Origin of the sequence: Parafrigoribacterium soli (genome assembly GCF_040227235.1) — a bacterium.
In the GTDB taxonomy this organism is placed as follows: domain Bacteria; phylum Actinomycetota; class Actinomycetes; order Actinomycetales; family Microbacteriaceae; genus Parafrigoribacterium_A; species Parafrigoribacterium_A soli.
In genome coordinates, this window is record NZ_JBELNZ010000001.1 from 306,457 (window position 1) to 332,625 (window position 26,169).

General features: G+C 66.2%; 21 protein-coding genes, 1 tRNA gene and 2 pseudogenes. 10 read left to right on the plus strand and 14 right to left on the minus strand.

What is annotated here, in order from left to right:
- Positions 1-79: 79 nt before the first annotated feature.
- The 3 genes from ABUA37_RS01545 to ABUA37_RS01555 all read right to left on the minus strand — a co-directional run bounded on the left by ABUA37_RS01545 (position 80) and on the right by ABUA37_RS01555 (position 3,249).
- Positions 80-1,090: a response regulator gene (locus tag ABUA37_RS01545; RefSeq protein WP_349897355.1), complete on the minus strand. Its 1,011-nt coding sequence runs from the start codon at positions 1,088-1,090 to the stop codon at positions 80-82.
- A gap of 87 nt (positions 1,091-1,177) precedes the next feature.
- On the minus strand, positions 1,178-1,999 hold the full coding sequence (locus tag ABUA37_RS01550; RefSeq protein ID WP_349897356.1) for a carbon-nitrogen hydrolase family protein: 822 nt from the start codon (positions 1,997-1,999) through the stop codon (positions 1,178-1,180).
- Between the two features lie 23 nt (positions 2,000-2,022).
- The gene (locus tag ABUA37_RS01555; RefSeq protein ID WP_349897357.1) at positions 2,023-3,249 is read right to left on the minus strand and encodes a 4-hydroxybenzoate 3-monooxygenase; all 1,227 of its coding nucleotides are present in this window, start codon (positions 3,247-3,249) and stop codon (positions 2,023-2,025) included.
- A 118-nt stretch (positions 3,250-3,367) separates the two neighbouring features.
- Here ABUA37_RS01555 and ABUA37_RS01560 point away from each other — a divergent pair, with 118 nt between their 5' ends.
- The 4 genes from ABUA37_RS01560 to ABUA37_RS01575 all read left to right on the plus strand — a co-directional run bounded on the left by ABUA37_RS01560 (position 3,368) and on the right by ABUA37_RS01575 (position 6,954).
- Positions 3,368-4,540 carry a thiolase family protein gene (locus ABUA37_RS01560; protein WP_349897358.1) on the plus strand — a complete coding sequence of 391 codons (1,173 nt, stop codon included), beginning with the start codon at positions 3,368-3,370 and terminating at the stop codon, positions 4,538-4,540.
- Between the two features lie 47 nt (positions 4,541-4,587).
- Positions 4,588-5,421, plus strand: coding sequence for an IclR family transcriptional regulator domain-containing protein (locus ABUA37_RS01565; protein WP_349897359.1), 834 nt, complete (start codon positions 4,588-4,590; stop codon positions 5,419-5,421).
- A 169-nt stretch (positions 5,422-5,590) separates the two neighbouring features.
- Positions 5,591-6,289 (plus strand): 3-oxoacid CoA-transferase subunit A, encoded by a 699-nt coding sequence (locus ABUA37_RS01570; protein ID WP_349897360.1) that lies wholly within the window; start codon positions 5,591-5,593, stop codon positions 6,287-6,289.
- Entirely contained in the window at positions 6,289-6,954 is a 666-nt protein-coding gene (locus ABUA37_RS01575) for a 3-oxoacid CoA-transferase subunit B (protein WP_349897361.1), read from the plus strand. Before ABUA37_RS01570 ends, ABUA37_RS01575 begins: the two co-directional genes overlap by 1 nt.
- Positions 6,955-6,974: 20 nt before the next feature.
- Here ABUA37_RS01575 and ABUA37_RS01580 read toward each other — a convergent pair.
- The 4 genes and pseudogenes from ABUA37_RS01580 to ABUA37_RS01595 all read right to left on the minus strand — a co-directional run.
- Positions 6,975-7,268: pseudogene (locus ABUA37_RS01580) on the minus strand (FGGY family carbohydrate kinase); the annotation flags it as partial.
- Positions 7,269-7,339: 71 nt separating this feature from the next.
- Positions 7,340-9,103 carry a DUF5671 domain-containing protein gene (locus ABUA37_RS01585; RefSeq protein WP_349897362.1) on the minus strand — a complete coding sequence of 588 codons (1,764 nt, stop codon included), beginning with the start codon at positions 9,101-9,103 and terminating at the stop codon, positions 7,340-7,342.
- On the minus strand, positions 9,103-9,564 hold the full coding sequence (locus ABUA37_RS01590) for a nuclear transport factor 2 family protein (protein WP_349897363.1): 462 nt from the start codon (positions 9,562-9,564) through the stop codon (positions 9,103-9,105). The genes ABUA37_RS01585 and ABUA37_RS01590 overlap by 1 nt, the downstream gene beginning before the upstream one ends.
- A gap of 72 nt (positions 9,565-9,636) precedes the next feature.
- On the minus strand, positions 9,637-10,536 hold the full coding sequence (locus tag ABUA37_RS01595) for a LysR family transcriptional regulator (protein WP_349897364.1): 900 nt from the start codon (positions 10,534-10,536) through the stop codon (positions 9,637-9,639).
- A gap of 81 nt (positions 10,537-10,617) precedes the next feature.
- Here ABUA37_RS01595 and ABUA37_RS01600 point away from each other — a divergent pair, with 81 nt between their 5' ends.
- Positions 10,618-10,812: a hypothetical protein gene (locus ABUA37_RS01600; RefSeq protein ID WP_349897365.1), complete on the plus strand. Its 195-nt coding sequence runs from the start codon at positions 10,618-10,620 to the stop codon at positions 10,810-10,812.
- 1,948 nt (positions 10,813-12,760) lie between these two features.
- Here ABUA37_RS01600 and ABUA37_RS01605 read toward each other — a convergent pair.
- The 3 genes from ABUA37_RS01605 to ABUA37_RS01615 form a co-directional block, all read right to left on the minus strand.
- Positions 12,761-12,837 (minus strand) — tRNA-Met (locus ABUA37_RS01605).
- A gap of 166 nt (positions 12,838-13,003) precedes the next feature.
- Entirely contained in the window at positions 13,004-15,907 is a 2,904-nt protein-coding gene (locus ABUA37_RS01610; protein WP_349897366.1) for a UPF0182 family membrane protein, read from the minus strand.
- Between the two features lie 103 nt (positions 15,908-16,010).
- A complete protein-coding gene (locus ABUA37_RS01615; protein WP_349897367.1) occupies positions 16,011-17,132 on the minus strand; it encodes a YlbL family protein in 1,122 nt (373 codons plus the stop codon).
- 113 nt (positions 17,133-17,245) lie between these two features.
- On the opposite strand from ABUA37_RS01615, the gene ABUA37_RS01620 reads away from it, so the two are divergent.
- Both ABUA37_RS01620 and ABUA37_RS01625 read left to right on the plus strand, forming a co-directional pair.
- Positions 17,246-18,613 carry a zinc-dependent metalloprotease gene (locus ABUA37_RS01620; protein WP_349897368.1) on the plus strand — a complete coding sequence of 456 codons (1,368 nt, stop codon included), beginning with the start codon at positions 17,246-17,248 and terminating at the stop codon, positions 18,611-18,613.
- A 302-nt stretch (positions 18,614-18,915) separates the two neighbouring features.
- Positions 18,916-19,461: pseudogene (locus tag ABUA37_RS01625) on the plus strand (TOMM precursor leader peptide-binding protein); the annotation flags it as partial.
- On the opposite strand, the gene ABUA37_RS01630 reads toward ABUA37_RS01625, so the two are convergent.
- Positions 19,424-21,193, minus strand: coding sequence for an ATP-dependent helicase (locus tag ABUA37_RS01630; RefSeq protein ID WP_349897369.1), 1,770 nt, complete (start codon positions 21,191-21,193; stop codon positions 19,424-19,426). The pseudogene ABUA37_RS01625 and the gene ABUA37_RS01630 sit on opposite strands and share 38 nt — an antisense overlap.
- Positions 21,190-22,137 (minus strand): NAD(+) diphosphatase, encoded by a 948-nt coding sequence (gene nudC, locus ABUA37_RS01635; protein ID WP_349897370.1) that lies wholly within the window; start codon positions 22,135-22,137, stop codon positions 21,190-21,192. The genes ABUA37_RS01630 and nudC overlap by 4 nt, the downstream gene beginning before the upstream one ends.
- Positions 22,138-22,215: 78 nt before the next feature.
- Between nudC and ABUA37_RS01640 the strand changes: the two genes are divergently transcribed.
- From ABUA37_RS01640 to ABUA37_RS01650, 3 genes are all read left to right on the plus strand, one after another.
- Complete coding sequence (locus tag ABUA37_RS01640; protein ID WP_349897371.1) at positions 22,216-23,214, plus strand: phosphotransferase; 999 nt, start codon at positions 22,216-22,218, stop codon at positions 23,212-23,214.
- Between the two features lie 109 nt (positions 23,215-23,323).
- Positions 23,324-24,757: a 3-isopropylmalate dehydratase large subunit gene (locus ABUA37_RS01645; protein ID WP_349897372.1), complete on the plus strand. Its 1,434-nt coding sequence runs from the start codon at positions 23,324-23,326 to the stop codon at positions 24,755-24,757.
- A 5-nt stretch (positions 24,758-24,762) separates the two neighbouring features.
- Positions 24,763-25,347 (plus strand): 3-isopropylmalate dehydratase small subunit, encoded by a 585-nt coding sequence (locus ABUA37_RS01650; RefSeq protein ID WP_349897373.1) that lies wholly within the window; start codon positions 24,763-24,765, stop codon positions 25,345-25,347.
- A gap of 10 nt (positions 25,348-25,357) precedes the next feature.
- Here the strand turns inward: ABUA37_RS01650 and ABUA37_RS01655 are convergent, their stop codons facing one another.
- Together ABUA37_RS01655 and ABUA37_RS01660 are read right to left on the minus strand one after the other, a co-directional pair.
- Complete coding sequence (locus ABUA37_RS01655) at positions 25,358-25,828, minus strand: hypothetical protein (protein WP_349897374.1); 471 nt, start codon at positions 25,826-25,828, stop codon at positions 25,358-25,360.
- 11 nt (positions 25,829-25,839) lie between these two features.
- Complete coding sequence (locus ABUA37_RS01660; protein WP_349897375.1) at positions 25,840-26,097, minus strand: DUF2249 domain-containing protein; 258 nt, start codon at positions 26,095-26,097, stop codon at positions 25,840-25,842.
- Positions 26,098-26,169 lie beyond the last annotated feature (72 nt).

The window sequence follows — 26,169 nt, forward strand, 5'->3', positions numbered from 1 at the left end:
TCCCCCATGTTTGACCCTAGCGACGTAATTCTGTCTTCGCAGCAACTAATCATGATTCGCGAACCCCCATTCATGGGGACTAGGAGACCTGCGAAGAGTCGCGGATGATCTCGAGCGGCTCGCAGTGGTCTCCCTGCCCGTAGCGGGACCAGTAGCGTGCCGTGGCGAGGGCGAAATCGCGCTGAAGATACTTCGCTCGATCCTGATTTCGCGCGAAGCACTCGAGCATGGCGACCTTCGCCTCGGTGAAGCCGTCGATGCTCACGAACCGGTTCGGATGGAAGTCCACCGTCGCCGTGGAGCTCTGGTAGCAGGCGATCGTGCGCACCGCGCTCGTCGCGAGGATCGTGGCGTCGTGCACGGCCCTGTGATCCTGGTGGCGGTCGCTGTTGCTGTGCACATAGACCACCGTGGGCCGCAGGTCGGAAATGACCCGTTTGATGATGCCCACGGTGGGTTCCGAACTGCTGAGCTGCGCATCCGCGCTGTCTTCGAGCACGAGCGTCGCGCCGATGATCGCCGCCGCCGCAGAGCCCTCTTCCCACGCGGTGCGAATGCCGCCGTCGCGAGTGCCCTTCGAGAGAGTGAGGATGGTGACCGAGTCGCCCGCGGCGCGATGAGCCGCGATGATGCCGCCGATGCCGATCTCCACGTCGTCGGGGTGGGCGCCGATGGCAAGCACCACCTGCCTGGCCGGCGCGTTCTGCCACGCCTCGCGAGCGGCCTCGGCGAGCCTCGTCACGGTGGACACGAGGTCTGCCGTGGAGATGGGCTTGGTGAGGAACTCATCGGCCTGGCTGCGCAGCGCGCCGACCGCGTAGTCGACGGACACGTGTGCCGTCATGACGATGATGGATACGCCCGGCCGTGCCTCTTTATAGGTGGCGATCAGTTCGAGTCCGGATGCGCCAGGCATCTCGATGTCGGTGATGACGACGTCGGGCTGCAGCTGCTCGATGGCTCCGCGGGCCAGGCGGGGATCGGACACCGCGATGACCTGACAGCCGAGCCGCTTCTCGAGCACGGTCTTCGTGTAGTCCGCGACGTCGAGGTCGTCTTCGACCACGACCACCCGATATGGTTCAGACATTCCAGCCCCCCGCTGTCATCACTTTTAACCCACTGTAACGGGCGGCCGCGATGCACGTCAGGGGTACAGCACCCCCAAAGATGGTGTCTAACGGGGTACGACGGCGAAGCGGCGCAGCGCGAGGGCGGGATTGATGGTGCGCACCTCTGAGACCCGTGAGCGCGAGATCCAGGCGAGGGCAACATCCGTCTCTTCGCCTATCGTGACGAGCTCTACGCCCATCGGATCGACGATCATGCTGTTGCCGACGCCGACGGGAGGAGCCTGGTCCGCCGCGGCGACATACACCGTGTTCTCGATGGCACGGGCGGTGACCAGAGTGCGCCAGTGCTGCTCCTTGAGCGGTCCGCGAACCCACTCGCTCGGCACGAGGACGAGCTCAGCGCCTGCGTCGACGATGCGGCGCGTGACCTCGGGAAAGCGCAGGTCGTAGCAGGTCTGCATGCCGATCGTGAACCCACCGACGGCGAAGGTCTCGGGGTGATCGATCGGGCCGGCGAGCACCCAGTCGGATTCGCGCTGACCGAAGGCGTCGTAAAGGTGCGTCTTGCGATAACTCGCCTCGATGCCCATGCGCGGCGCGATGGCAACGATCGTGTTCGAGAAGCGAGACGGATCATCCGTTCGTTCGAGCATCCCCGCGACGATGTGCACACCGAGCGCGTCCGCGATCTCGGCCACCCCGTCGACGAAGGCGCCGTCGAGCGGTTCGGCGGCATCGAGCGCCCGCTGCCCGAGCTCGGGGGTGAAGAACGACGAGTACTCGGGAAAGACGATGAGCCTGGCACCGCGAGCGGAGGCAGTTGCGGCGAGCCGGCGGATGTCGGCGAGGTTCTCGGCCTTGTCGGTGCCCGGCGCGAACTGGGCGACGGCGATCGCGAGCGCTTCCGAACCCTGTGCTTCAGCCATGAACTCAGCCTAGGAGCAGATCCTTACTGCGCGCTCGGATAGCTGAGGAACGGCAGGCCCGTATACACCTCCGCGAGCTGCGCCATGCCGTGTTCGGAGCCGCAGAGCTGCCTCAACTGCCCGAGCTGCACCTGGTAATCGAACTCCGCGGCGCCCGGCTGCTCGGCCGACTCGGGAAAGCGGTGCAGCATCCGGGTCATCCAGGTGGAGAAGTGCTGGATCGTCCAGACGCGTTCGAGCGATCGTGGCGAATACTCCTCGAGCCCTGCCTCGTCGCCATCCCGATACCAGGCCACGAGCACGTCGTGAAGGTAGCTGGCATCCGCGAGCGCGAGGTTCAGTCCCTTGGCACCGGTGGGTGGAACGATGTGGGCGGAGTCGCCCGCGAGGAACAGCTTGCCGTAGCGCATCGGGTCGCCGACGAAGCTGCGCATGGGCGTGATGCTCTTGTCGAAGATCTCGCCGTGGTGCAGCGTCCAGCCCTCGGTGCCGAGGCGGACGTCGAGCTCGTCCCAGATGCGCTCGTCCGGCCAGTTGGCCACATCGTCGTGCGGATCGACCTGCAGGTAGAGACGGCTCACCGACTCCGACCGCATGCTGTGCATGGCGAAGCCGCGCTCGTGCAGCGAGTAGATGAGCTCATCGGTGGATGGGGCGACGTGTGCGAGAATTCCGAGCCAACCGAAGGGGTACTCCCTCTCATACGTCGTCTTCTGCGCCTCGGGGATGCTCGGGCGGCAGACGCCGTGGGCGCCGTCGGCTCCCACGACGAAGTCGGCGCTCAGTTCGAACTCTTCGCCCTCGTGGGTGAAGCGCACCGTGGCGGGACCGTCCCCGTCGAGGTTCTCGAGGTGGATGTCGCTGACGCTGTACCTCGGCGGCGTGCCGGCGGCGTCGTGGGCCTCGATGAGGTCCTTGACCACTTCCTGCTGGCTGTACAACCACACTGACCGCCCGACCAGTTCGCGGAACGGGACGTGGTGGCGCCGGCCCGCGTACTGCAGATAGATGCCGTCGTGGCGCTGGCCCTCGCGGTGAAGTCGCTCGCCGAGGCCGACCTGCGTGAGAAGTTCGGCGGCGTCGTTCTCCAGCACACCCGCGCGCACCCGCTGGATGGCGTATTCCCGGTCGCGCAGTTCGAGCACGACGTTGTCGATGCCGGAACGTCTAAGCAGGTGTGACAGGAGCAGCCCGGCCGGGCCGCCTCCCACGATTGCAACACGGGTGGAAATGCTCGTTCGCGTGGCCACGCTGCCATCCCTTCTGCCGGTCGGGCTCATTGCCCGCCTGTGTCGCCGATGATACGCTCATCATTAGAACACAAGTTCGCTCTGCGCACACGCACTTCGCTCGAGGATCGAGAAGACCATGACCGCCAGTTTCGTGTACGACGCGATCAGAACCCCGTTCGGGCGCTATGGCAAGGGACTCAGCGCAGTTCGGCCGGATGACCTCGCGGCGTTCGTGTTGTCGCAGATCGTGACGCGGCATCCGGGCTTTGACCCCGCGCGCATCGACGACGTCATCCTGGGCGACGCCAACGCCGCTGGCGAAGACAATCGCAACGTGGCGCGCATGGCCGCGCTCCTCGCGGGATTCCCGACCTCCGTGCCCGGAGTCACCGTCAACCGCCTCTGTGGTTCGGGCGTCGAGGCCGTGATTCAGGCCAGTCGCGCGATTGAGACCGGTGATGCCGAACTCATGCTCGCCGGTGGTGTCGAGTCGATGAGCCGCGCGCCCTGGGTGCTGCTGAAGCCGTCGCGCGGATTCCCGAGCGGGCACGAGACGCTGCACTCCACGACCCTCGGCTGGCGCATGGTCAACCCGAAGATGCCCGGTCAATGGACGGTGCCACTCGGTGAGACCGCCGAGATCCTCGCCGACCGCTACGACATCTCGCGCGAGGCGCAGGACGAATTCGCGCTCGCGAGCCATCAGAAGGCGGATGCCGCCTGGAACGAGGGCGTGTACGACGGCGAAGTGGTCGCGGTCCCCGGAACCACGCTCACTCGCGACGAGGGCATTCGTGCCGACTCCTCGCTCGAGGCACTCGCGGCGCTCAAGCCCGCGTTCCGCGATAACGGTACCGTGACCGCCGGTAACTCCTCTCCTCTTAACGACGGCGCTGGCGCACTCATCATCGGCTCGGAGAACGCACCCATCGACGCGGAGCCGCTCGCGCGCATCGTCTCGCGCGGCGTCGCCAGCATCGACCCCGACGTCTTCGGCATCGCTCCGGTCGAGGCCGCCAATCGTGCGCTCGCGAAGGCGGGCAAGACCTGGGCGGATGTCGACGTCGTCGAACTCAACGAGGCCTTCGCTTCGCAGAGCCTGGCCTGCCTTCAGCTCTGGCCGGACCTCGACCCAGCCAAGGTCAACATCCACGGCGGCGCGATCGCGATCGGTCACCCGCTCGGTGCCTCCGGAGCGCGCATCGTGGGCCACGTTGCGCACGAACTCAAGCGCCGCGGCGGCGGCATCGGCGTTGCCGCGATCTGCATCGGCGTCGGCCAGGGTCTCGCGATCGTGCTGGAGCGATAGGCGCGAGCCTCGAGAGGCAACCACGACCGGGCGAGGATGATGGTCGCATGACACTCAGCGAGACCTCGAATGATGCCCCGGATGCGAGCGGCCAGTACGTTCAATCGCTCGCCCGCGGCCTCAGCGTGATCCGAGCCTTCGACGGCGAGCACCCGGAGATGACGCTGAGCGATCTCGCGCGGCGAACCGGACTCACCAGGGCGACGAGCCGCCGCTTCCTACTGACCCTGCTCGAACTCGGCTACGTGAAGACGGATGGCCGCCTGTTCTCGCTCACGGCAAAGGTGTTGGAACTCGGGTTCAGCTACCTCGCCGCACTGTCGCTGCCCGAGATCGCGCAGCCGCATCTTGAGCAGCTGGCGGCGGCCATCCACGAATCGACCTCGGCATCCGTGCTCGACGACGCCGACATCGTGTACGTGGCGCGCGTTCCCACGCGTCGGATCATGTCGGTGCGCATCAACATCGGCACGCGCTTTCCCGCCTACGCGACATCGATGGGCCGCGTGCTGCTGGCGGGCCTGTCACCCGAGGAGCGTGAGGAACACCTCGCGTCGATCGACTATGAGAGCCGCACCTCGCACACCGTCGGCTCGCGCGAGGCGCTCGAGGCCGAGCTCGCGAAGGTGCGCGATCAGGGCTGGGCGATGGTGGACCAGGAGCTCGAAGAGGGACTGCGCTCGATCGCCGTGCCCGTGCGGCACAGCAGCGGCAGGGTCATCGCCGCGATCAACGTGTCGACCACAGCGGCAAGCCGCAGCCTCGAGTCGATCGAGGAGACGCTGCTGCCGCCCCTGCTCCTCGCCGCGGCGAACATCAGTGCCGACCTCACGGCGTCCCGACCGTTCTCCGGCGACCCCTCGCGCTCGCCGTTGCACTGATCCTCGCCTCCTCGCGTGATTGCAGCGCGGGCGGAGGCATGTTACGTTCATAATGAGTACAGGCGTTCACTCTGCGCACACTCTTGCGCCAGTGCACGCGTTCAGATCAAAGAGGAGTAACAATGTCGTTCTTCGGCCGAGCGCCCGACCGGGCATCCGGGACGGCGTCGTGATCTCCAAGATCTCTGAGAGCCTCGCGGATGCCGTGAGCGGCATTCCCGACGGAGCCACCGTCATGATCGGCGGCTTCGGCTCCGCCGGCCAGCCGGTCGAGCTGATCGACGCGCTGCTCGACCAGGGTGCGAGCGGCCTCACGGTCGTCAACAACAACGCGGGCAACGGCACGACCGGTCTCGCGGCGCTGCTGGATGCCGGTCGAGTGCGCAAGATCATCTGCTCGTTCCCCCGCCAGGTCGACTCGCAGGTCTTCGACGGCCTCTACCGTTCGGGCAAGATCGAACTTGAGCTCGTTCCGCAGGGAACGCTTGCCGAACGCATCCGTGCCGGTGGTGCAGGCATCGGGGGCTTCTTCACCCCGACCGGATTCGGAACGATGCTGGCCGAGGGCAAGGAGACGCGCACCATCAACGGGCGCGACTACGTGCTCGAAGCTCCACTCACCGCGGACTTCGCCCTCATCAAGGCCCATCGGGGCGACCGCCTCGGCAACCTGGTCTACCGCAAGACGGCGCGCAACTTCGGTCCGCTGATGGCAAGTGCCGCAACGGTGGCCGTGGCGCAGGTGAGCGAGATCGTCGAGGTCGGCGCACTCGATCCGGAGGCGATCGTCACCCCGGGCATCTTCGTGCAGCGGGTCGTCGAGGTCGGCGGCCGGGCAACGATACCGACACCGACAGAGGGACAGTAATGGCGAACGCACCGGCACGCGGCCCACTCTCCCGCGACGACATGGCGCGCAGGGTCGCCCAGGACATCCCGGAGGGCGCATACGTCAACCTCGGCATCGGCCTGCCCACCAAGGTCTCGGACTACCTGCCGAGCGACCGCGAGATCATCCTGCACACCGAGAACGGGATGCTCGGCATGGGTCCGGCGGCCGTGGGCGACGAGATCGACCCCGACCTGCTGAACGCCGGCAAGATCCCGGTGACCGAGCTTCCCGGCGCGAGCTACTTCCACCACGCGGACTCCTTCGGCATGATGCGGGGCGGCCACCTCGACATCTGCGTGCTCGGCGCGTTCCAGGTGTCGACATCCGGCGACCTGGCGAATTGGCACACCGGTGCCGAGGACGCGATTCCCGCGGTCGGCGGCGCGATGGACCTCGCGATCGGTGCGAGGCAGGTCTTCGTGCTCATGGAACTGTTCACGCGGGAGGGCGAGTGCAAGCTCGTCGAAAAGTGCACCTACCCGCTCACTGGCCTGAAATGCGTCACCGTCGTGTACACCGACTACGCGGTGTTCGATCTCGTCGACGGAGGCGCGAGCGTGCGTGAACTCTTCGGTGACACGACCCTCGAGCAGCTGCGTGAGCTCACCGGTCTTGACCTGCGGGAGTCAACGGGGCGCTAGCGCCGCCTCAGTCTTCGACCCACCGGTTCGCCGGTGGCCCTGTCCCACAGCACTGTGGTCTCGCGCTGATTGGTGATGCCGACGGCGGCCAGCTCTGCGGGCTCGATGTCGGCATCCGCGAGCGCATCCTTCGTGACCTGCTGCACCTTCGACCAGATCTCGGCAGCGTCGTGCTCCACCCAACCCGGCTTCGGAAAGTGCTGTTGGTGTTCCTGCTGGGCCACGGAGACGATGGCGCCGTCGTGGTCGAACACGATGCACCTGGTGGATGTCGTCCCCTGGTCGATAGCGGCCACATAGCGCTGGTGGGTCATCGCTGTCCTCTCGCCGTCGAGACCGGTCTTCCGCCCGCCGGCTCCACCCTATCCGGCGACCGGACCACTCTTCAGTCCTTCAAGGGGATGACCTGGACCGCGGCTCCCGGGCCGGTCACCACGAGCACGCGCTTACCGCTCACGCCCTTCAGGGCCGCGGCAAGCAACTCCCACGATGGCACCGCCGAGTCGGCACTGGGGTCGGCACTCGCGTTCGTCATCGCAGTGCCCTCGGGAAGCGACGCGCGAGTTTCGACAGCGGCATCCTCCCGCAGCCAGAGTGTGACGGCGGCGCCGGTGCACTCTTCGACGGCGCGCTTCTGCGTTTCCGCATCCGCCGTAGCAACGAGGATGACCCGCTCTATGGTGCGCTTTCGCGACGGAGTCTCGGCCTGCGCTGCCCTGTCGTGCCGCCAGACGCTGAAATGGTACGCCGCGACCAGGGCGGTGGCGACGAACAGTCCCAGCGGTGCGCGCACCCGGTCGACCAGGGCTCCGCCGAGGTTATCGGCGAGGGCGAATTCGAACAGCCGGAAGCCGAGAACCAGGAGCGTGATGAGAGCCGAAACGGCGCTCAGGCCGAACACGGTGATCAGGTAGATCCGGCGCCCGGTGGAGTCTTCAGCGGGCGCGGCGGGACGGTTCGGCCTCCACGCCAGCCACCACAGCGGGCCGCCGACCACGAGCGAACTGATGCCGCCGAGAAGCAGTGTGCGCGCACCAGATCCTGCCAGCGGTTCCCCGAACGTCGCCAGGAGGGAGTTCACGATCACTCCGACTCCAGAGGCCGCCGCCACCAGCGCGACCCCGGATGCGACCAACCGCACCGTCCGGGCCAGACCCGAGGAGTGTTCCGAGGCCACGCGATCGTGATAGGCCCACACGAGGGATCCGAGCGCCGCGGCCGCGATCGCGACGCCCATCGGGGCGAGGATCCGGGCGGCCGGTTCGCCCGGGTCGAATGCGAGCCGAAGGAGCACGTGCAGGGTGGCCACGGCGCCCGCGATGGTCAGGATGGCACCTCCCAGTATCCCGAACACGGCAACCGCAACGTGCGCCAGTCGGTCCTGATTGTGCCGCACGCCCCCGCGCACCCAATGCCACCACCACACGAGCGCGCCGCCCACGGCCCACACGACCGCTTCCAGCACGCTCCGCCACCATGGGTGGCCGATGCTGCCGTCCGTGGCAAGCCGTCCGATCGCTGCGTCGAGCAGCCCGCCCAGCGCTGTAACCGCCCCTCCCGTCCCGAGGATGAGTCCATAGGCGGCACTCAGGATCGGCGCCACCGCAGCCAACGCGAGCGGCCCGCGTTCGGGGTGCTTCGCCATCCACCGGTGCCAGGCCCAGACGCCCGCCCACACCAGCCCCGTGGCGAAGGACTGCGGATGCCAGCTGCCTCCCACCAGGTTGGAGGCCGCTGACAACAGGCTGCTCGCGAACGTGACGAGCGACACCACAGACATGCCCGCCACGTAGAGACCCCACGCCACGGAATGGCGCTCCGCGGGCATCCCCGCTCTCCTCCACACCAACCACCACACGAGCCCGGCGAGCGGGCCGCCGATCAGGGCGAACGCGAGCGACCCGGCCAGGCCCGCGGTGTCACCGGCGACCAGTTCGGCACCCACGTTCAGGAGGCGCCCGAGGAGACCGGCGATGCCGATCGCGCCAATCACGACCAGCGCGAAGAGGAGCACCAACACGATGAGGCGCCGAACGGTCGGCGCGGCTGCCGTCTCGCCCGCGGATGGCGCTGCCCTGGTAGCCATCACAACGGCCACGATGCCGCCGACGATCAGCAGCGCCACGGCGACGACCACCGCGATACCCATCACTTCTGCCCCGCGTTGGTGCACACCGTGAGCTGCCACGGCACCGATTCGATGCGCCAGGTGTTATCGGTCTTCACGAGCCCGAAAACATCCTCATACTCCGACTCCGCAGAGCCGAAGGGGCCGTTTCCCGTGGATGAGGCAATCGACACGGTGACATCAGCGGAGTCGACCCGCTCCTTCGTCGAAACGAGCCTCACGGCGAGGTTTCCCGCGCCGAACTGTTCGAATCGGGTGCACTCTGCGCGCACACCCTCGGTCAGGTAGTCCGCTGCGGCCGCCTCGTCGCCAGCGATGACGGCGGCCGAATAACGCTGCACGACCCCGGCGGGGGTGGATTCGTCGAGCTGCGTCGGCTCGCCGCGAGTGAACACCACCGCTAACGCGAGAATCACCAGGGCGCCGATCACGCTGAGTATCACGATGAGGGTGCGTGGGAACCTCGCTGCAGTTGCTGTCACGAGATCATCCTGCCGGATTCCGGGCGCGGCAGTCGGGACCTTTGGCCCCTTGCGTCGCGGCCCCTTGCCCGCTCATCCGGCGAGCTGGGTGTACTCGGTGAGCAGCTCTACCGCGCGCTCGGCCACGGGGTTGCCCGCGAGCGATTCCTTGACGAGGAGCGAGATGCGACGCACCGGTTCGGGATCGCTGAGTCGGATGGAGCTGACACCACGCGGAGCTTCGAGCGAGGCAAGCTGCGGGAGCGCGGTGATGCCCACCCCCGCGGCAACGAACGCCATCGCCGTGTAGTGCTCCTGCGCCTGCACGACGAAGCGCGGAGTGAAGCCAGCGGCGCTGCATGCCGCGATGAGAATGCGTCTACCCGGCCGATCGGCGATCTCGTTGTCCACCCATTCCTCGCCGCTCAGTTCGGCGAGCGGAATGCTCTCCCGACCGGCCAGCGGATGCTCCGAGGGAACGAGAGCGATGTAGGGGTCGTCGGTGAGGTGCCTGCGGTGGTACCCGGCCGGGGGTGCGGCCTCGTCGTGCTGGAATCCGTTGACCAGGTCGATGTCGAGGTTGAGCGACGCGGTGCTGTCGGCCACCTCGCTCAGCACGAGTTCGAGCACCAGTTCTGGGAACTCGTCGGTGAGCGTCTTCGCCACGCGTGGCATCCACGCGGCCCCGGCCGACGCGAAATAGCCCACTATGAGCCGGCCCGTGCGGCCCTCGCGCAGGTCGGCAACGACGGTGTCGAGTCTCGTCAGGTCGGCGATGACATCATCGCTCGCGGCGACGAGAGCGCGGCCCGCAGCGGTGGGCACGATTCCGCGACCGGAGCGCTCCATCAGTACCAGGCCGGTCTCGCGCTGCAGGGTGGCTAATTGCTGGCTCACGGCCGACGGGGTGAAGCCCAGATGCCGAGCCGCCGCCTGAATGGAGCCACTCGCGACGACCGAGCGGAAGATGCGTAAGCGGTACGTGTCGAGCATCCCCCCATTGTATAGCAATCCTTTACGAACCGTAAGGAAGCGTCGCTTGTGCTAATGCTTTATCCATCCGAATATGGAAGCATGCAAACGTTCAGTATGTGGAAGCAGCGCCACTCGACTCGCTCGCCCTATCGCCAGGCTCAGACCGCCCTGCGCGGCCTCATTCGCACGAACGACCCCGAGAACCGGGATGTCGCTCGCATCAGCAGCGAGCTCAACGCCCTGCGCCAGCACGCCGCACTCGGCACCGCATCGATCGCGACGGTCGCCCGCTAGCAGCGAGGCGCCACAAAGCGCGAAAGGCCCGGAATCATGGGGATTCCGGGCCTTTTGTCGTCCCGACTTAACCGGGCAGCGAGCAGGAGCCGGCCGCCGCGACCCTCGCGTGGTCATCACCGCGGGGCACGGCCCAGAACTCATTGAGGCGATGTGACTCACAGCTGTCGGTGGGGGCTGGCTTCTGGATGGTCGAGGAAGTACTGCACGGCCTGGATCCGCTCACCGCGGTCGGCTGAGTTCTCTGAATTGACTCGGTACTTAGTAGATGGGTCGATTCCGATGGCACGGTGGAACGTTCGGGGTTCGACACGGCGAGAACCCGAAAGTTCTCAGTCGTTAGAAGCAGGTTCGAGACAATCAACCGTCTCTGGATATCAAGGCAACCCGTGCGACTTCATTTTGTGCCCCTAATGGGGGGTATACAAGACGTTCCTACAAGACAAAGTTTCCCTCAGAATAGTTCGCGCTTCTGTAGTCCAGATCGAACTAGCCCTGTACTCAAACTTTCATTTTCCAGAATCGGTCGTGGCAGTCGACACCACTCTAAGGGGCAATTTCTTGAAAGCCTTAGCCCCTCTCCAACCTCGTCGGCGGCCGTATCCCACTGCTGGCTGGCGTGGACGCCCTGGGCAGAAGTTTCGATGTTCCAGGGACGTGAAATTCAAACCATTCGTGATTGCAATATAAGTAGACGGGAAAATGGAAGATGAAAAAGATTATTGCGACTGGTGTTGTCGCTATCGCACTCGTACTGGGCTCTGCCCTAAGTGCAAATGCGGCGACCACCGACTTTGCCACGTCAATCCGTTCCACAGAAACAAACTCCGCGTGCGTTGCGGCGATAGCCGATGGCCAAGCGAGGGGAGTAAAGGGGTTGTCGTCCGACGTCTGCACCGCGACTGTAATAACTACAGCCGGACCCGCAACCCCAGCGACGACATTCGACGTCAAGGCGGCACAGTCGAGTCTGAGTGCATCCGACTTCAAGGCCCTCGTTGTGGCAGCGGCGGCCGGCACAGTGCATTCCAAGCCTTACAGCCAAACGATCAATCAAATTACCGATTCGGAAACACAGAGCGGTACTTTTTACTATGACGGCGCTCGGGCGTGGGTCACAGTGACGTATCGGGGTTACAACGGGACGCACTCTTGCAAGGTGAACTATGCGGTCGGGTACGCCATAACGAACACAGCTTGCTCCGATAGCGGCAGCACCACATCACGCAAACTGCAAATGAACTGGAACGTTTCTATTGCAGTCAAGGGCGGCCCTATCGCATGGGCTGAGTCATATACTATGCACGTCAATTCCGCTGGAACAATCTCCAACGGTTAGGCAAGAACGGGAGTCAAAATCATGCTCACCAACTCTTTCTCGCCAATACATCTTGTCGTGTTACTAGCCGCGATCGTCTATGTCGTCGCCATAATCTGGGCGATCGTGACCACTGTCAAGGATGGGAGGCTGAGAACAGGAGACAAAGTGACATGGATTGTTGCGCTAATCATTGCGCCAGTCGTGGCGCTCGGCACCTGGCTTACCGTTCGTGCAATCCGCAACCGTCGCAGAAAGGCATTGTCTAGCTAGTCGCACCACCCATACGTCCAACGCCATCGGTCGCTTGACTTCCTGCTGAAACGGAGCCAAGCGACCGATTCTGCATTTCGATCAGTAGGAGTGGATGGCGAGTGGCGCGCGAAGTAGCTCACGAGCTCAGGCATCCGGTCCAGACAATTGTCTCTCTCGATGCCGTACATGCTCTCCTCCGCGATTGGCCCACCGCCGAGCGAGAGAAGCAAATCCAGGAAGAGGCAATTAGGGAAGTCTCTGATGCACTTTCCCTAGCCAATGAGGTGCTCTTGACTATTCCGCTGGGCAACGAACCGATCGAGTCGGCCGAGCCGGCTAACGCAGAAGTCCCGGCCTCTTTCGAGACCGGGACATTGGTTGCGGGGGCTGGATTTGAACCAACGACCTCTGGGTTATGAGCCCAGCGAGCTACCGAACTGCTCCACCCCGCGGCACGAGAAACAACTCTATCACAGGGATTCGGGGCCGCTGGCCGGGTCTCGATACGCTCGTACCTCGCTACTCGACCAGCGGAATCGACGCTCGCTACTCGACCAGCGGAAGTGGCGCTCGCTACTCGGCCAACGGAAGTGACGCTCGCTATTCGACCACCGAGAATCAGCCCTCGAGCGCGAAGAGTGCCTTGAGCGCGTCGACCAGGGCCTGATCGGCGGCGGCGTACTTCGTGAGGTCTCCCGACTTCAGCGCCGCGTCCCGGTTGGTGAGCGCGGTCTGCACGTCGGCGAGAGCGGCCTTGACCGCGGCGCTCTCCCCCGGCGATGTCGGCGTCGGCTTCGTCGGCGTCTCGCTCGATGGCGGCGTCGGAGTCTCCGGGCTCGGTGCACCACTGTCGCCGGCCGAAGCTCCTGAATCGCCACCGAAGAGGTCGTCGAGCGCGGCATCCAGCGTGTCTTCGAAGGCGATCTTGTCGCCGAAGGAGACGAGCACCTTGCGCAGGATCGGATACGTCGTCTCCGCCGTGGATTCGACATACAGCGGCTGCACGTAGAGCAGACCGCCGCCGACGGGCACCGTGAGGAGGTTGCCTCGCGTGACCCTCGTGTCGCCCTTCTGCAGCAGCGAGATCTGGTTCGCGACGGCCGTGTCGGTGTTGAAGTTGTTCTGCACCTGACCGGGGCCTGGCACGGTGTCCTGCTTCGGCAGCGTCAGCAGCGTGAGCTTTCCGTACTCGGGAGATATCTGCCCCTTCGTGCTTCCCGCATCCGCGTTGGCCGCGAGGTAGCCGGTGAGGATCGACCGGTCGTCGGTGCTCGACTTCGGAATGTAGGTCGAGTAGAGCGAGAACGCCGACTTGTCCGCGCCAGGCATCTTCATGGTGAGGTAATACGGCGGCTGCAGCGGAGCGGGCTTCGGCTTCGTCGGGTCGGGCGGGCTGACCCACGCGTCGCTCGCCGAGTAGAAGGTGTCGGAGTCGGTGACGTGGTACTCACCGAGAATCGCGCGCTGCACCTTGAACAGGTCGGCCGGGTAGCGCACGTGGCTGAGCAGTTCAGAGCTCATGTCGCTCATCGGCTTGACCGTCGACGGGAAGATCTTCTCCCACGTCTTCAGGATCGGGTCCTTCGCATCCCAGGCATAGAGCGTGACCTTGCCCGTGTAGGCGTCGACGGTGGCCTTGACCGAGTTGCGGATGTAGTTGATGTCGTCGATCGGATACTGCGGCGCGGGCGTATACGTGTCCGCGATCGCGCTCGAGAGCTGCTCCGTCTTCGAGTACGGATACTGCGAGCTCGTGGTGTAACCGTCCACGATCCACTGCACCCGCCCATCGACGACCGCCGGGTAGGCGTCGCTGTCGAGGGTGAGGTACGGGGCGGCCTTCGCCACCCTGTCCTTCGGGTCGCGCGTGTAGATGATCTGCGAGTCGTTGTTCACGGCGTCCGAGAACAGGATCTGCTCGGACTGGAACTTGATCGCGTAGATGAGCTTGGTGAAGACGTTGTCGAGCTTCGGACCGCCATCACCCTTAAACGTCGTCGTGGCGTTCTGATTCGACTGCTTGTCGCCGGCCGGGTAGTCGAACTCGATCTTGTCCGCGCCCTTCGGGGCACCCACGATCGAGTACAGGGGCGAGTTCTCGCCGAAGTAGACGCGCGGCTCGAACTTGCCGAGCTTGCCCTTAGCCGGGATGCCGGACTCGAGGAACACCGGGAAGCCCTCCGGCGAGCGCTGGTTGCCATAGGCCGCGACCACGCCGTAACCGTGCGTATAGACGACGGTGTTGTTGTACCAGCTGTTGGCGTTGCCGAGCTGCTTCTGGTCGAGCTCGCGCACGGCGATCACGGTGTCCTGCGACTTGCCGTTGATCTTGTACCTGTCGACGTCGAGCGAATTGGGGAAACGGTAGTACTGCTTGATCTGCTCGAGCTGCGCGAAGGTATCGGAGACGAGCGCCGGGTCGAGAATGCGGATGTTGGCCGTGGTTTCGGCGTCGTTCCTCAGGGCACCGGGTTCGGCATCCGAGGTGGCCGTGTACTGCTCCTCCTTGACACCGGCGACGCCGTAGGCATCACGCGTGCCCTGGATGTTGCGCTCGATGTAGGGCTTCTCGAGGCTCTTGGCACTCGGCTCGACCGTGAAACGCTGCACGATCCACGGATACACGGAGCCGATCAGCAGTCCGCTCACCAGGAGCAGCGCCGTGCCGACGATGGGGAGGCGCCATCGGCCGACGATCGCGGTGATGACGAAGAGCACGGCGACGACCGCGGCGATGCCGGCCAGGATCGCGCGACCGGGGATGACCGCGAAGACGTCGGTGTACGACGCGCCCGTGATCAGGTCGGAGCTGGTGCTCGTCGCGAGCGTCGAGTACTGGTCGAGCCAGATGCTGATCGCCTGAAGGGCGAGGTAGACCGCACCGGTGGTGGCGAGCTGGATGCGCGCGGAACGCGAGATGCGCAACTCGCGACCGCTCAGCCGGATCGCGCCATAGAGGTAGCTGGTGGCGAGGGCGCCGATGGCCGAGAGCAGCACGACGGCCGAGGCGAACGCCGCGACCGACTGGTAGAACGGCAGCGCGAACAGGTAGAAGGAAATGTCGAGGTGGAACTGCGGGTCGACCTTGCCGACGTGAGTGCCATTGATCCACTGGAGCGCGAGCTGCCAGCGCGAGGACGCCGCGACGCCCGCAAAGAGGCCGAGGATGATCGGGATGCCGTACATGGCCAGACGCCGCAGCGGTTCGATGACCTGCTGGTAGCGGTCGAGCTGCGAGTTGAGCTTGGCGTACATCGGTCGCCAGCGGAATGCCACCTCAATGGAGATCCACACCGGAATGGCCATGCCGAAGAAGCCGATGAGGAACATCACGCTGCCGGCGATCCACTGGGTGGTGAGCACCTCGCGGTAGCCGAGCTGGCTGAACCAGAGCCAGTCGGTGTAGAGGCTGGCGAAGATGAAGAACGCAATGACGAGCACGGCGATGATCGCGACCGAGATGAGGAGTGTCGCCCTCGATCGAGACCGTGGCTGTTGTTCGTCTGTGGCTGCAGAAGTCAAAAGACTTTCTCCCGGGTCGAGATGTCGTGGCGTGCCGAATGGGCCGCCCTGGCCTCCATCCTAGGTCAGCGCCGCCTGCGAGAACCCCTTGGAAGCGGCGCCGTCAGCCCGCCGCACAGGTGCGCAGCGCACCGATGTCGCCGCCCGAACTGATGACGTGCAGATCGTGCAGCGACTCCTTGAGCGTCGAGACCGCGAAGACCTTCAATCCGTCGGGCACATGCCCGACGACCTCATCGCAGTCACCCCGCGGCGCGAAGAAGATCGTGGCCCCCGCGCGCTTCGCTCCATACATCTTCTGCCGGATGCCGCCGATGCGACCGATCGTGCCCTGGTCGTCGATGGTGCCGGTGCCCGCGACGTGTTTGCCGCCGGTGAGCGAACCCTCGGTGAGCTTGTCGATGATGCCGAGTGCGAACATCTGGCCGGCCGAGGGGCCGCCAACGTTGTCGAGCTGAATCTTCACGTCGAACGGGTACTCGTAGGACACGGCGGCGTAGATTCCCACCACGGGCGTCGGATGTGCGCCCGTGCTGAGTTCGGGCGTCACGGAAACGGTACGCGGCTCGCCGTCGCGCACCACTTGGAGCTTGAGCGGCGTACCCGCACCCGCCGCGGCAATGGCCTTTCGAAGGGCCGTGACGGAGTCGATGACCGCTCCCGCGACGCTCACGACGCGGTCGCCCTTCTCGAGGATGCCACGGGAGGGGGACGTCGAGGTGAGTTCCGCCACGGTGACGACGGCGGGAACCTTGTGACCGAGCGAGCGCAGGGCCGCCGCCACGGCATCCTTTTGCGAGTTCTGCATGTCGATCTCGCCCTGCTTATTCGAGTCCTCGACGGAATAACCGGGGGGATAGACGGAGTCGAGCGGGAGCACGGCCTGACTCGGGTCGAGCCACGCGCCAGCCACGTCGAGCCAGTTGGGGAGATGGTCCGGATCGCCGAGCACGCTCACCGTGAGCATGTCGAGGGCGCCGGTTGCCGGCCAGGTCTTCTCGCCCGGGATCGAGATCATCGGCGTCTGCGTGCCGCCGATCTCCACGCTGCCGAGAGTGTCGAACACGGGGCCGGGCCGCTCGATCACATAGGGCGAGGGCAGCAGCGCGAACAGGACGGTGCCGAAGAGAGCCAGGAACAGCAAGGTCCAGCCCAGTCGACCACGCCGAGCGGGGCGCCTGCCACCGGTCGAGCCCGCTGACCGGTCGCCGGAAAAGAGCGTCACCGCGGTCCTTTCCCGTAGGTCTTCAAGGATGTTCGCCACAGGCGCACAGTCGAGCGTCCAGCCTAGGGTCATTTCACAACCTGCACGCTCGCGCGGCGACTAGCGTAGTTTTCATGCCTGATAATTCGGCCGAAGACCCGGAAGACGAGTTCCGCGACATGCTGCGCGAGTTCCTGGCCGGCAACTCCGACATCGACCCCGGCAAGCTCGCGAGCGCGGCGGGCCTGCCCAATGATCCCGCCATGCTCCAGCAGCTCATGGGCCAGTTGCAGAACGCTCTCAGCAGCAGTGACGAGGGCATTAACTGGGGTCTCGCGGAGGAGCAGGCGAAGGCCACCGCGTCGAGTGGTAGCCAGCCCACCACCCCCGCCGAGGCCGAGGCGCTCGAGCAGGCCTTCGTCGTGGCAGAGCTCTGGCTGAGCGAGGCCACCGTCATCTCGGAACTGACCGTGCGGCCGCGCCTCATGAGCCGCGTCGAATGGATCAAGGCGACCATGCCGGTCTGGACCCAGCTCGCCGAGCCCGTCGCGACGAGCATCTCCAACTCCCTCACCACGGTGCTGCGGGAGCAGGCGCCCGAGGAGATGTCGGAGATGATCGAGGGCGCGAGCAAGATCATGCGCAATGTCGGCGGAACGCTCTTCGCCATGCAGCTCGGCCAGGTCGTGGCGCAGCTCGCAAGCGAGGTCGTCTCGGGTGGCGACATCGGCATCCCACTGCTCGGCACCGTAGGCGGCACGGAGCAGCAGGCCGCCATCCTTCCGCAGAATCTCAGCGCCTTCGGCGAGGGACTCGACATCGACGAGGAACAGGTGCGCCTCTACCTGGCGGTGCGGGAGCTCGCCCACGCACGCCTGTTCCGACACGCCAAGTGGCTGCGCCTGCAACTCATGACCTCCATCACCGAGTTCGCGCAGGACATCCGCATCGATACGAGCGCGATCGAAGAGCTGACCGTGGACTTCGACCCGTCGAACCCCGAAGAGCTGCGCAACGCCATGGCGAGCGGTGCGCTCATCCCGCCGAAGTCACCCGCACAGCTCGCCGCTCTCGCCAGGCTCGAGACGATGCTGGCGCTCATCGAGGGCTGGGTGGACGTGGTCACGGCGGATGCGACCAGAAGGCTGCCGAAGTCGACCGCGATCGCCGAGACGGTGCGTCGCCGCCGTGCAGCGGGTGGTCCGGCGGAGTCCGCCTTCTCCACCCTCGTCGGACTCGAACTTCGGCCCAGGCGACTGCGCGAGGCCGCGGCGCTATGGCAGAAGCTCACGGATGAGGTGGGTGCGGAGCGCAGGGACGAGTTGTGGTCGCACCCCGACCTCGTTCCGACTTCCGAGGACATCGACGACCCGAGTGCTCTCGTGGCGAGGCTCGTGAACCCGCAGCCGGAGCCCGACTACGTGGACCAGGCGATCGAAGACTTGCTGAACGACAACAGCGACGACCGCCCGCACGAGGGCGACGACGGGTCGATCAAGTAGGCCGCTTAACGAGGCCGTCGCGCCTGTGGATTGATCGCTCGCCGCTCGCGCGGCTGAGTCATCATCGTGGCATGGTGCTCAAACTCGATCCACGATTCCGCCTCGTGTGGCGCACGCCGACAAGTCTGCAGTTCGGGTTGGACTCCCCCGCCGTCGTGCTGCACGACGTGACCGAGGCGGTCGACCGGATGATCGCGGTGCTCTCGCGCGGCATCAGCCGCTCTGGACTGAGCATGGTGTGTCTCGACACCGGTGGCGACGAGACCGAGGTCGAGAGCCTTCTCGAAAGCCTCGGTCCCGTGATGCTGGACGGGTCGAGCGAGGGACCCGCGCCGCGGCGAGTGGCCCTGCACGGCGATGGACCCATCGCCGACCGCATCGCCGAGATCGTTCGCGCCGACGGCGTTGCCGTCGACCACGGAGAGTCGATCGGCGACGCCGACTTGGCGATCATCGTGGCGCAGTTCGTGATCGAACCCGAGTTGCACGGCCTCTGGCTGCGCAGGGACGTGCCTCACCTCGCCGTGGTACTCGGCGACGCGAGCGTGCGCGTCGGGCCGGTGATCGAACCCGGGCTCACCCCGTGCCTCTACTGTCTCGAACGACAGCACGCGGATGCCGACCCGGCCTGGCCAGCCATCGCATCCCAGCTCTGGGGCCAGCGGTCACCGCTCGAGAGTCCGCTCGTGGCAACCGAGGTGGCCGCGATCGTCGGCCGCTACGCGCTGACGAGGCTGCGCGGCACCCTGCCGGAGGATCCCGCGTTGCCGAGGGCGACATCCCTTCGGCTCGATGCCACGACCGGGGAGATCAGCCGACGCGAGTGGCAGCCGCACCCGGAGTGCGCGTGCTTAGCTCTGCCAGGAAACGGCTTGGCTGACGTTCGCCGCGCGCCGAACCGCCGACGCCTGCCCAGGAGAGATGAAGTCGCTGCCGTGCCCGCGTGACGCCAACGTAGAGCAGTCGCCGCTCCTCATCGATCGCCTCGAGGGTCTTCGCGTAGCTCACCGGCACGAGCCCCTCGCTCAACCCGACGAGGTAGACGGTGTGCCACTCGAGTCCCTTCGCGGAGTGAAGCGTCGCGAGGGTGACGGCAGCGAGCGTCGGCTCGTGCTGGCTTGCGGCGCGCTCCACGAGCTCGTCGACGAACTCGCGCAGGGTGGTGCCGGGGGCCGACGACTCCGCGAGCCCGATGAGCGCGTTGAGCGATTCCCAGCGGTCACGCACTGCGCCGCGCGCCTCCGGCGCTTCCTGAGTCCAGCCGAGCGAGCGCAGCACGTCGCTCACGGTCTTGAACAGCGGCTCGCGCTGGGCGGCGACGAGCGCGCCCTTCAGCATCATGATTGCCTGCTTGATCTCCTGAAGCTCGAAGAATCGGGTGGCGCCGCGCAGCTGGTACGGCACGCCGGCGTCGCCGAGCGCCGCCTCGAGCGCGGCGGCCTGGCCGTTCAGGCGATACAGGATGGCGACATCCTGCGGCCTCGTTCCCGCCGCCAGCTGCTCGGCGATGCGGGTCGCGACCGCGCGCGCCTCGGTCGAGTCCGTGGCGTAGCGATCGATCGTGGGCTCGACCGATTTTGCCGGCCTGGCCGCGCCTGTCGACGGGGCGCCGGCATCCGAATCGCGAGTCGCAGCGTGCAGGTGCAGCGCGCCCGGCCTGCCCCGCATCAGCCGGTTCGCGGTCTCGACGATCGCGGGTGTGGAGCGGTAATTCTGCTCGAGGCGCACCACCGTGGCGTCGCGATAGCGGGTGGGAAAACCGAGCAACGGCTCGGATGACGCCCCCGCGAACGAGTAGATGGTCTGGCTGACGTCGCCCACCACGCAGAGGTCGCGACGGTCACCGAGCCACAGCTCGAGCAGCGCCTGCTGCGAGGGTGAGACGTCCTGGTACTCGTCGACCACGAAGAAGCGGTACTGCTCCCGCACCTGCTGGGCGACCCGCGGCTCCGACTCGATCATGCCCGCGGTGGCCAGCAGCACATCCTCGAAATCGAGCTGGCGACGCTCGTCTTTCAACGCCTCGTAGGCGCGATGGAGCGCGATCATCTTCTCGGCGTCGAGCGCTGGCGGCAGCGAGCGGGACGGCGCCTTCACCGCGTACTGCTCGATCGTCAGCCTCGAGACCTTGCGCCACTCGATCTCGGCGGCAACATCGCGCAGTGCAGCCGTGTCGAGCTTGAGCCGCAGCGTCTCGGCGGCGTGGCCGAGCATCCGGCCCTTGCTGTCGAGGATGCGCGGCATGGTGCCGCCGATCACCTGCGGCCAGAAATACCCGAGTTGCGAGAGCGCCGAGGCGTGGAACGTGCGCGCCGCGATGCCGGGGGCGCCGAGCTGGCGAAGCCTGCCACGCAGTTCGGCCGCGGCGCGAGCGGTGAAGGTGAGAGCCATGACCCGGCCTGGCGCGTACGCGCCGGTCGCCACGCCGTAGGCGATGCGGTGCGTGATCGCCCTGGTCTTGCCGGTGCCGGCTCCCGCGAGCAGGCAGACGGGGCCGGTCAGGGTCTCGGCGGCGATCCGCTGCTCATCGTCGAGCCCGGCCAGCAGTGCCTCGGCAGAGGTGACGGCGGGCGTGCTCACCACGCCTGCCCATCATCGATCGGGCCACCGAACCAGTCCTCGATGATGTAGCGGGCGATGGAGGTGCGACCGGGCAGGATGATGTCGGCCGCGCGCAGTTCCTCGCGGCTGAACCAGCGCAGGTCGAGGATCTCGACGCCGTCGGCCTTGAGCGCCCATTCCTGATCCGGGTCGACGGTTGCGCGGAAGCCGAGCATGAGCGACGCCGGGAACGGCCACGGCTGCGATCCGAAGTAGACCGGATCCTTGACCCGCACGCCGGACTCCTCGTAGACCTCGCGCAGCACCGCGCTCTCGAGAGACTCCCCGGGTTCCACGAACCCCGCGAGGAGCGAGAAACGGTTCTTCTCCCACAGCGCGTTCGCGCCGAGCAGCAGGCGGTCGTCGGCATCCGTGATGCCCACGATGATGGCGGCGTCGGTACGGGGAAAGTTCTCCTGCGCGCGCCCATCGCCCGCTGCCGCTGCGGTGCGCACCCAGCCGCCGAACTCCGGGAGCGTCGGTTCGCCGGTGCGGGGGGAGAACGCGTGCGCCGCGTGCCAGTTGGCCATCGCGAGCGCCTCGGTCAACAGCCCGGCATCGCGCCGGCTCAGCTCCGAGCCGACCGAGCGGAGACCGGCCCAGGATGCCGGATCGGGACTCAGCTGCTCTGCCACCTCATCCGAGACGACCGCCGCGATCACGGGGGTACCGACCGGCTCCGGGCTCGACCCCGCGAGTGAGCGACCCAGGTAGATGCGCAGTTCGGCCTTCGGCACGCGCTCGCTCGGCAGCAGCACGAGAGCGCCGTCCGTCACGAGGGTCTTGCCCTGCCACAGCACGAGCACTCGAGTGCTGGGGTCAGCCGCGAGTTCGGCAAAGAGCTCGGGCCGGCTGCGCGAAAGGTAGTCGCGATCGTGCTCCGACCGCGACAGGGGCAGTTCCGGGCGGGGCGAAGCGGGCATCGAAGACCAATCATCGAAGGGAGTGGGAACAGCGTGGCGTTGACACCGGTCGAGGGTGCGCGACCTACCCTGTGAGGTATGGCCAGATCTCATCTCACTCTAGCCGCGTTGGCGACCACCGCCGTTGCCGGCCTCGATGCCGTGGCGTCCGCCGCATTCGGTTCCGCGACGGACGGCGACTTCGATTCGGCGCTCATCACCGGCCGCGACGGCAGGCACTGGATCATCCGCGTGCCGCGCTCGGAGGCAGCGGAGGCGGAGCAGTCCGCCGACCTCGTCGCCCTGCGCGCCCTCAGCACCGGCGTGCGCTCCCGCCTGCCCTTCACTGTCTCGAGCTTTGCGGGGCAGACGCCGATCAACGGCACGCGCGCCGTCGTCTACGAGTTCGTCTACGGCTCCAAGCTCGGGCTCGGCGAGATGCGCGGCCGCGAAGGCCTTGCCGCATCCATCGGTCGCGCGATCGCCGCCGTGCACTCGCTGCCCACAAGCTTCATTGCGGATGCCGGACTCCCGGTGCTCTCGCCGGTCGAGATCCTGCGCTCCAGCGTCACGGTCATGGACCGCGCCTCGGCCACGGGACTCGTGCCCGCCGCCCTCCTCGGACGCTGGGAGCGTGCGGCAGAGGACTCGGCGCTCTGGCAGTTCGCGCCCACGGTGATCAACGGCACCCTCGCGGTGGACTCGTTCCTGAGTGCCGGCGACGAGGTCACCGGCGTGCTCGGCTGGAGCGGCCTCAGCGTCGGCGACCCGGCGCGCGACCTGCATTGGCTGCTCGGTGCACGCGGGGACGCCACCTCCGAGACCGCCATCGACTCGTACATCCGCACCCGCGGCACGAGCGACCGCCAGCTCACCCAGCGCGCGACGCTCTACCGTGAGCTCGAGATCGCCAAGTGGTTGCTGCACGGCACCCAGGAGCGCAGCACCGAGATCGTGGATGACGCGGTCGCCATGCTGCACGGCCTTCTTGACAGCGTGCAGAGCGACGTGGGACAGACGCTCGGCCACAATACGATGCCGATCCTCGACGTGGCGCAGGTCGAAGACATGCTCGACCACACGCAGCGCAGCTACTGAGTTCTCCGAGAACTCAGACCCCTCCCGACCGCACCCTGCTCTACGCGGCATTCGGTTGGTATACCAATTTGGTGTACCTTTAGCGGAACCCACTGACTCGGAGGTTCCCATGCCAGGCACGCTTTACCACAAGGTCTTCGACCAGCACGTCGTTAGGGAGGCCTCGCCCGGCCAATACCAGCTCGCCATCGACCTGCACTTTCTGAACGAGGTGTCGAGTCCTCAGGCGTTCGATGCGCTTCGAGAACGCAAACTTGCCGTGCGGCATCCGGAACTCACCTTCGCCAGCTCCGACCACTCCGTCTCCACGAGCGGGCGACCGGATGACTTTGCCGACGAGATGAACCGCGCGCAGGTCACCGTGATGGGCAACAATTCGGCGCAGTTCGGACTGCGCTACTTCAACCCCTCGCGAGGCGAGCACGGCATCATCCACGTGCTTGCCCCCGAGCGGGGCATCACCCAGCCGGGCAAAGTGATCGCGTGTGGCGACAGTCACACCTCCACCCATGGCGCGTTCGGCGCCCTCGCGTTCGGCATCGGCACCTCCCAGGTGCGCGACGTGCTCGCCGCTCAGAGCCTCTTCATGGAGAAACTCAGGGTGCGCAAGATCCAGGTGGATGGCGAACTCGGCGCGGGTGTCTACGCCAAGGATGTCGCCCTCCACATCATCCGCGTTCTCGGCGCGAAAGGCGGCGTGGGCTTCGCCTACGAATTCGGCGGAGACGTCGTGGATCGCTTCTCGATGGAGGAGCGAATGACGCTCTGCAACCTCGCCATCGAGGCCGGCGCACGGTGCGGCTACATCAACCCGGACGAGACGACGTTCGACTATCTGCGCGGCAGGGAGCACGCACCGAGCGGCGCGGCCTGGGACCTCGCGGTGCAGCAGTGGCGCGCGCTCGCTTCTGAACCCGACGCCGACTACGACGACATCGTCTTCATGAGGGCGGAAGACATCGCTCCCATCATCACCTGGGGCACCTCCCCGGATCAGGCCATCGCGATCACCGAGCCAACCCCGGCTCCCGAGTCGCTGCCCGTCGATCAGCGACTGCAGGTTGCGGAAGCGCTCAGGTTTATGGATTTCGAACCCGGCAAGCCACTGATCGGAACGCGCATCGACGTGGCATTCATGGGCTCGTGCACCAACGGGCGGCTGTCGGACTACGAAGCGATCGCCGGCTTCCTGCGCCGCAGCGACTTTCACGTCGCGCCGCACGTACGCGCGCTCGTCGTTCCGGGATCCAGGGCGGTGCGAGACGAGCTCATCGAGCGGGGTATCGATCGGCTCTTTCTCGATGCTGGATTCCAGTTTCGAGACACAGGATGCTCGCTCTGCTGCGGCATGAACTCCGACAGTCTGGTCGGCCGCGAGCTCTGCGCATCCACGTCGAATCGCAATTTCAGGGGACGGCAGGGCTCCCCCACCGGCCGCACCGTGCTGATGTCGCCGGTCATGGTCGCGGCGGCGGCAATCGCGGGTGAGATCGTGGATGCGCGCAGCTTCTTCGCCGCACCGAGCCTGGCGGCGGCCCGATGAAGACGATGTCGGATCAGCGCGTCGAGCGCGTGGTGGGCCAGGCCGTCGCGATTCGGGGGGACGACATCGACACCGACCAGATCATGCCGGCGCGGTTTCTCAAGTGGATCACTTTTGCCGGGATGGAAGCGCATGTCTTCGAGGACGCGCGCCTTCAGGCGAGAGAATCCGGAACGGTCCATCCCCTCGACGTGCCCAGGGTGACGCCAGCGCGCATCCTTGTCGTCAATCGCAACTTCGGATGCGGATCATCCCGGGAGCACGCGCCACAGGGCCTCCAGCGCGCCGGCATCGCGGCCATAGTCGGTGAGTCGTTCGGCGAGATCTTTGCGGGAAACTGCCTCGCGATCGGCGTGCCGTGCGCGGAGATCGAGGCCGAGGCAGCAACCGCTTTGCAACAGCTGTGCGAGAACCACCCAGACACCAGCTTTGCCCTTGATCTGCACTCGATGACGGTGTCCGCTGGCGGAACGAGCTTTGCGGTGCGACTGCGAGAGGGCCGACGACGTCAACTTCTCGCCGGCACGTGGGATTCCACCGCCCTACTGCTCGAAGTCGGAGACGAGGTCGACCGCATTCTGCTCGCCTAGGGCACGGCGCTCAGGGCATCGCCACGACGACGATGAAGATCGCGAGGCTCAGCAGTCCGATGGCCGAGCGGAGCGCGCGCGCCGCGACGGCCTTGCGCGCGAGTGACGCCGCGGGTGTCGGTTCGCTCGATGCCTCTGCCGCGGCCTTGCGCATCCGGGTGAGCTGCCGGGCCTGACGCACGCCGAGCGCCGTCACGATCACGAGAGCCACCGCGAGCACGACGATCGCGAGCGAGTAGCCGTCCCACGGCCGGAACGCGAGGAGCACGATTCCCGGGACGACGACGGCGAGGAAGGCGACGACCGCCACCCTGAGGTAGCCGCGGCCGAGACCGCGGAACAGCGCGATGCGCTCCTTGGTCTCGAGCGACTTATTGCTCGTCGCGCTCACGATCATGATGGCGACGAAGCCACCGATCCAGAGGCTGGCGCCGAGAGTGACTATGCCGAGCAGCGTGCGCTCGAGAGCGAAAGGCAGCACAGTTGTGGCGATCAGGGCTTGCCGATTTCCACGCGCCAGTCGACCGGCCCCTCTTCGATGGACTTCCAGACGTACTTGCCCTTGTACTCCGCCTCAAACTGGTAGTACAGCGGGATCGGGTCGTGGTCGTTCAGAAGGATGTAGCTCTCGCCCGGCTTGAGCGCGTGGTAGTGCTCGAAGATCAGCTCGTGCCGACGCTGCGGTATCTCGGAACGCACATCCAGGATCGGAATCTCGGCCACGGTCAGGTCCTCTCGGGGTATTTTCACGGAAGAAAGTAATTTATATCCATCGTAGCTCCCGCAACCGTCGTCGCCACTATCGAGAGCGGGATGCGGAGA

Coding starts and splice junctions, on each gene's coding strand:
- ABUA37_RS01550 (WP_349897356.1), bottom strand. CDS start 1,999: ATGGCTGAAGCACAGGGTTCGGAAGCGCTCGCGATCGCCGTCGCCCAG.
- nudC (WP_349897370.1), bottom strand. CDS start 22,137: ATGCCCGCTTCGCCCCGCCCGGAACTGCCCCTGTCGCGGTCGGAGCAC.
- ABUA37_RS01640 (WP_349897371.1), top strand. CDS start 22,216: ATGGCCAGATCTCATCTCACTCTAGCCGCGTTGGCGACCACCGCCGTT.
- ABUA37_RS01620 (WP_349897368.1), top strand. CDS start 17,246: ATGCCTGATAATTCGGCCGAAGACCCGGAAGACGAGTTCCGCGACATG.
- ABUA37_RS01545 (WP_349897355.1), bottom strand. CDS start 1,090: ATGTCTGAACCATATCGGGTGGTCGTGGTCGAAGACGACCTCGACGTC.
- ABUA37_RS01560 (WP_349897358.1), top strand. CDS start 3,368: ATGACCGCCAGTTTCGTGTACGACGCGATCAGAACCCCGTTCGGGCGC.
- ABUA37_RS01645 (WP_349897372.1), top strand. CDS start 23,324: ATGCCAGGCACGCTTTACCACAAGGTCTTCGACCAGCACGTCGTTAGG.
- ABUA37_RS01575 (WP_349897361.1), top strand. CDS start 6,289: ATGGCGAACGCACCGGCACGCGGCCCACTCTCCCGCGACGACATGGCG.
- ABUA37_RS01600 (WP_349897365.1), top strand. CDS start 10,618: ATGCAAACGTTCAGTATGTGGAAGCAGCGCCACTCGACTCGCTCGCCC.
- ABUA37_RS01595 (WP_349897364.1), bottom strand. CDS start 10,536: ATGCTCGACACGTACCGCTTACGCATCTTCCGCTCGGTCGTCGCGAGT.
- ABUA37_RS01565 (WP_349897359.1), top strand. CDS start 4,588: ATGACACTCAGCGAGACCTCGAATGATGCCCCGGATGCGAGCGGCCAG.
- ABUA37_RS01650 (WP_349897373.1), top strand. CDS start 24,763: ATGTCGGATCAGCGCGTCGAGCGCGTGGTGGGCCAGGCCGTCGCGATT.
- ABUA37_RS01585 (WP_349897362.1), bottom strand. CDS start 9,103: ATGGGTATCGCGGTGGTCGTCGCCGTGGCGCTGCTGATCGTCGGCGGC.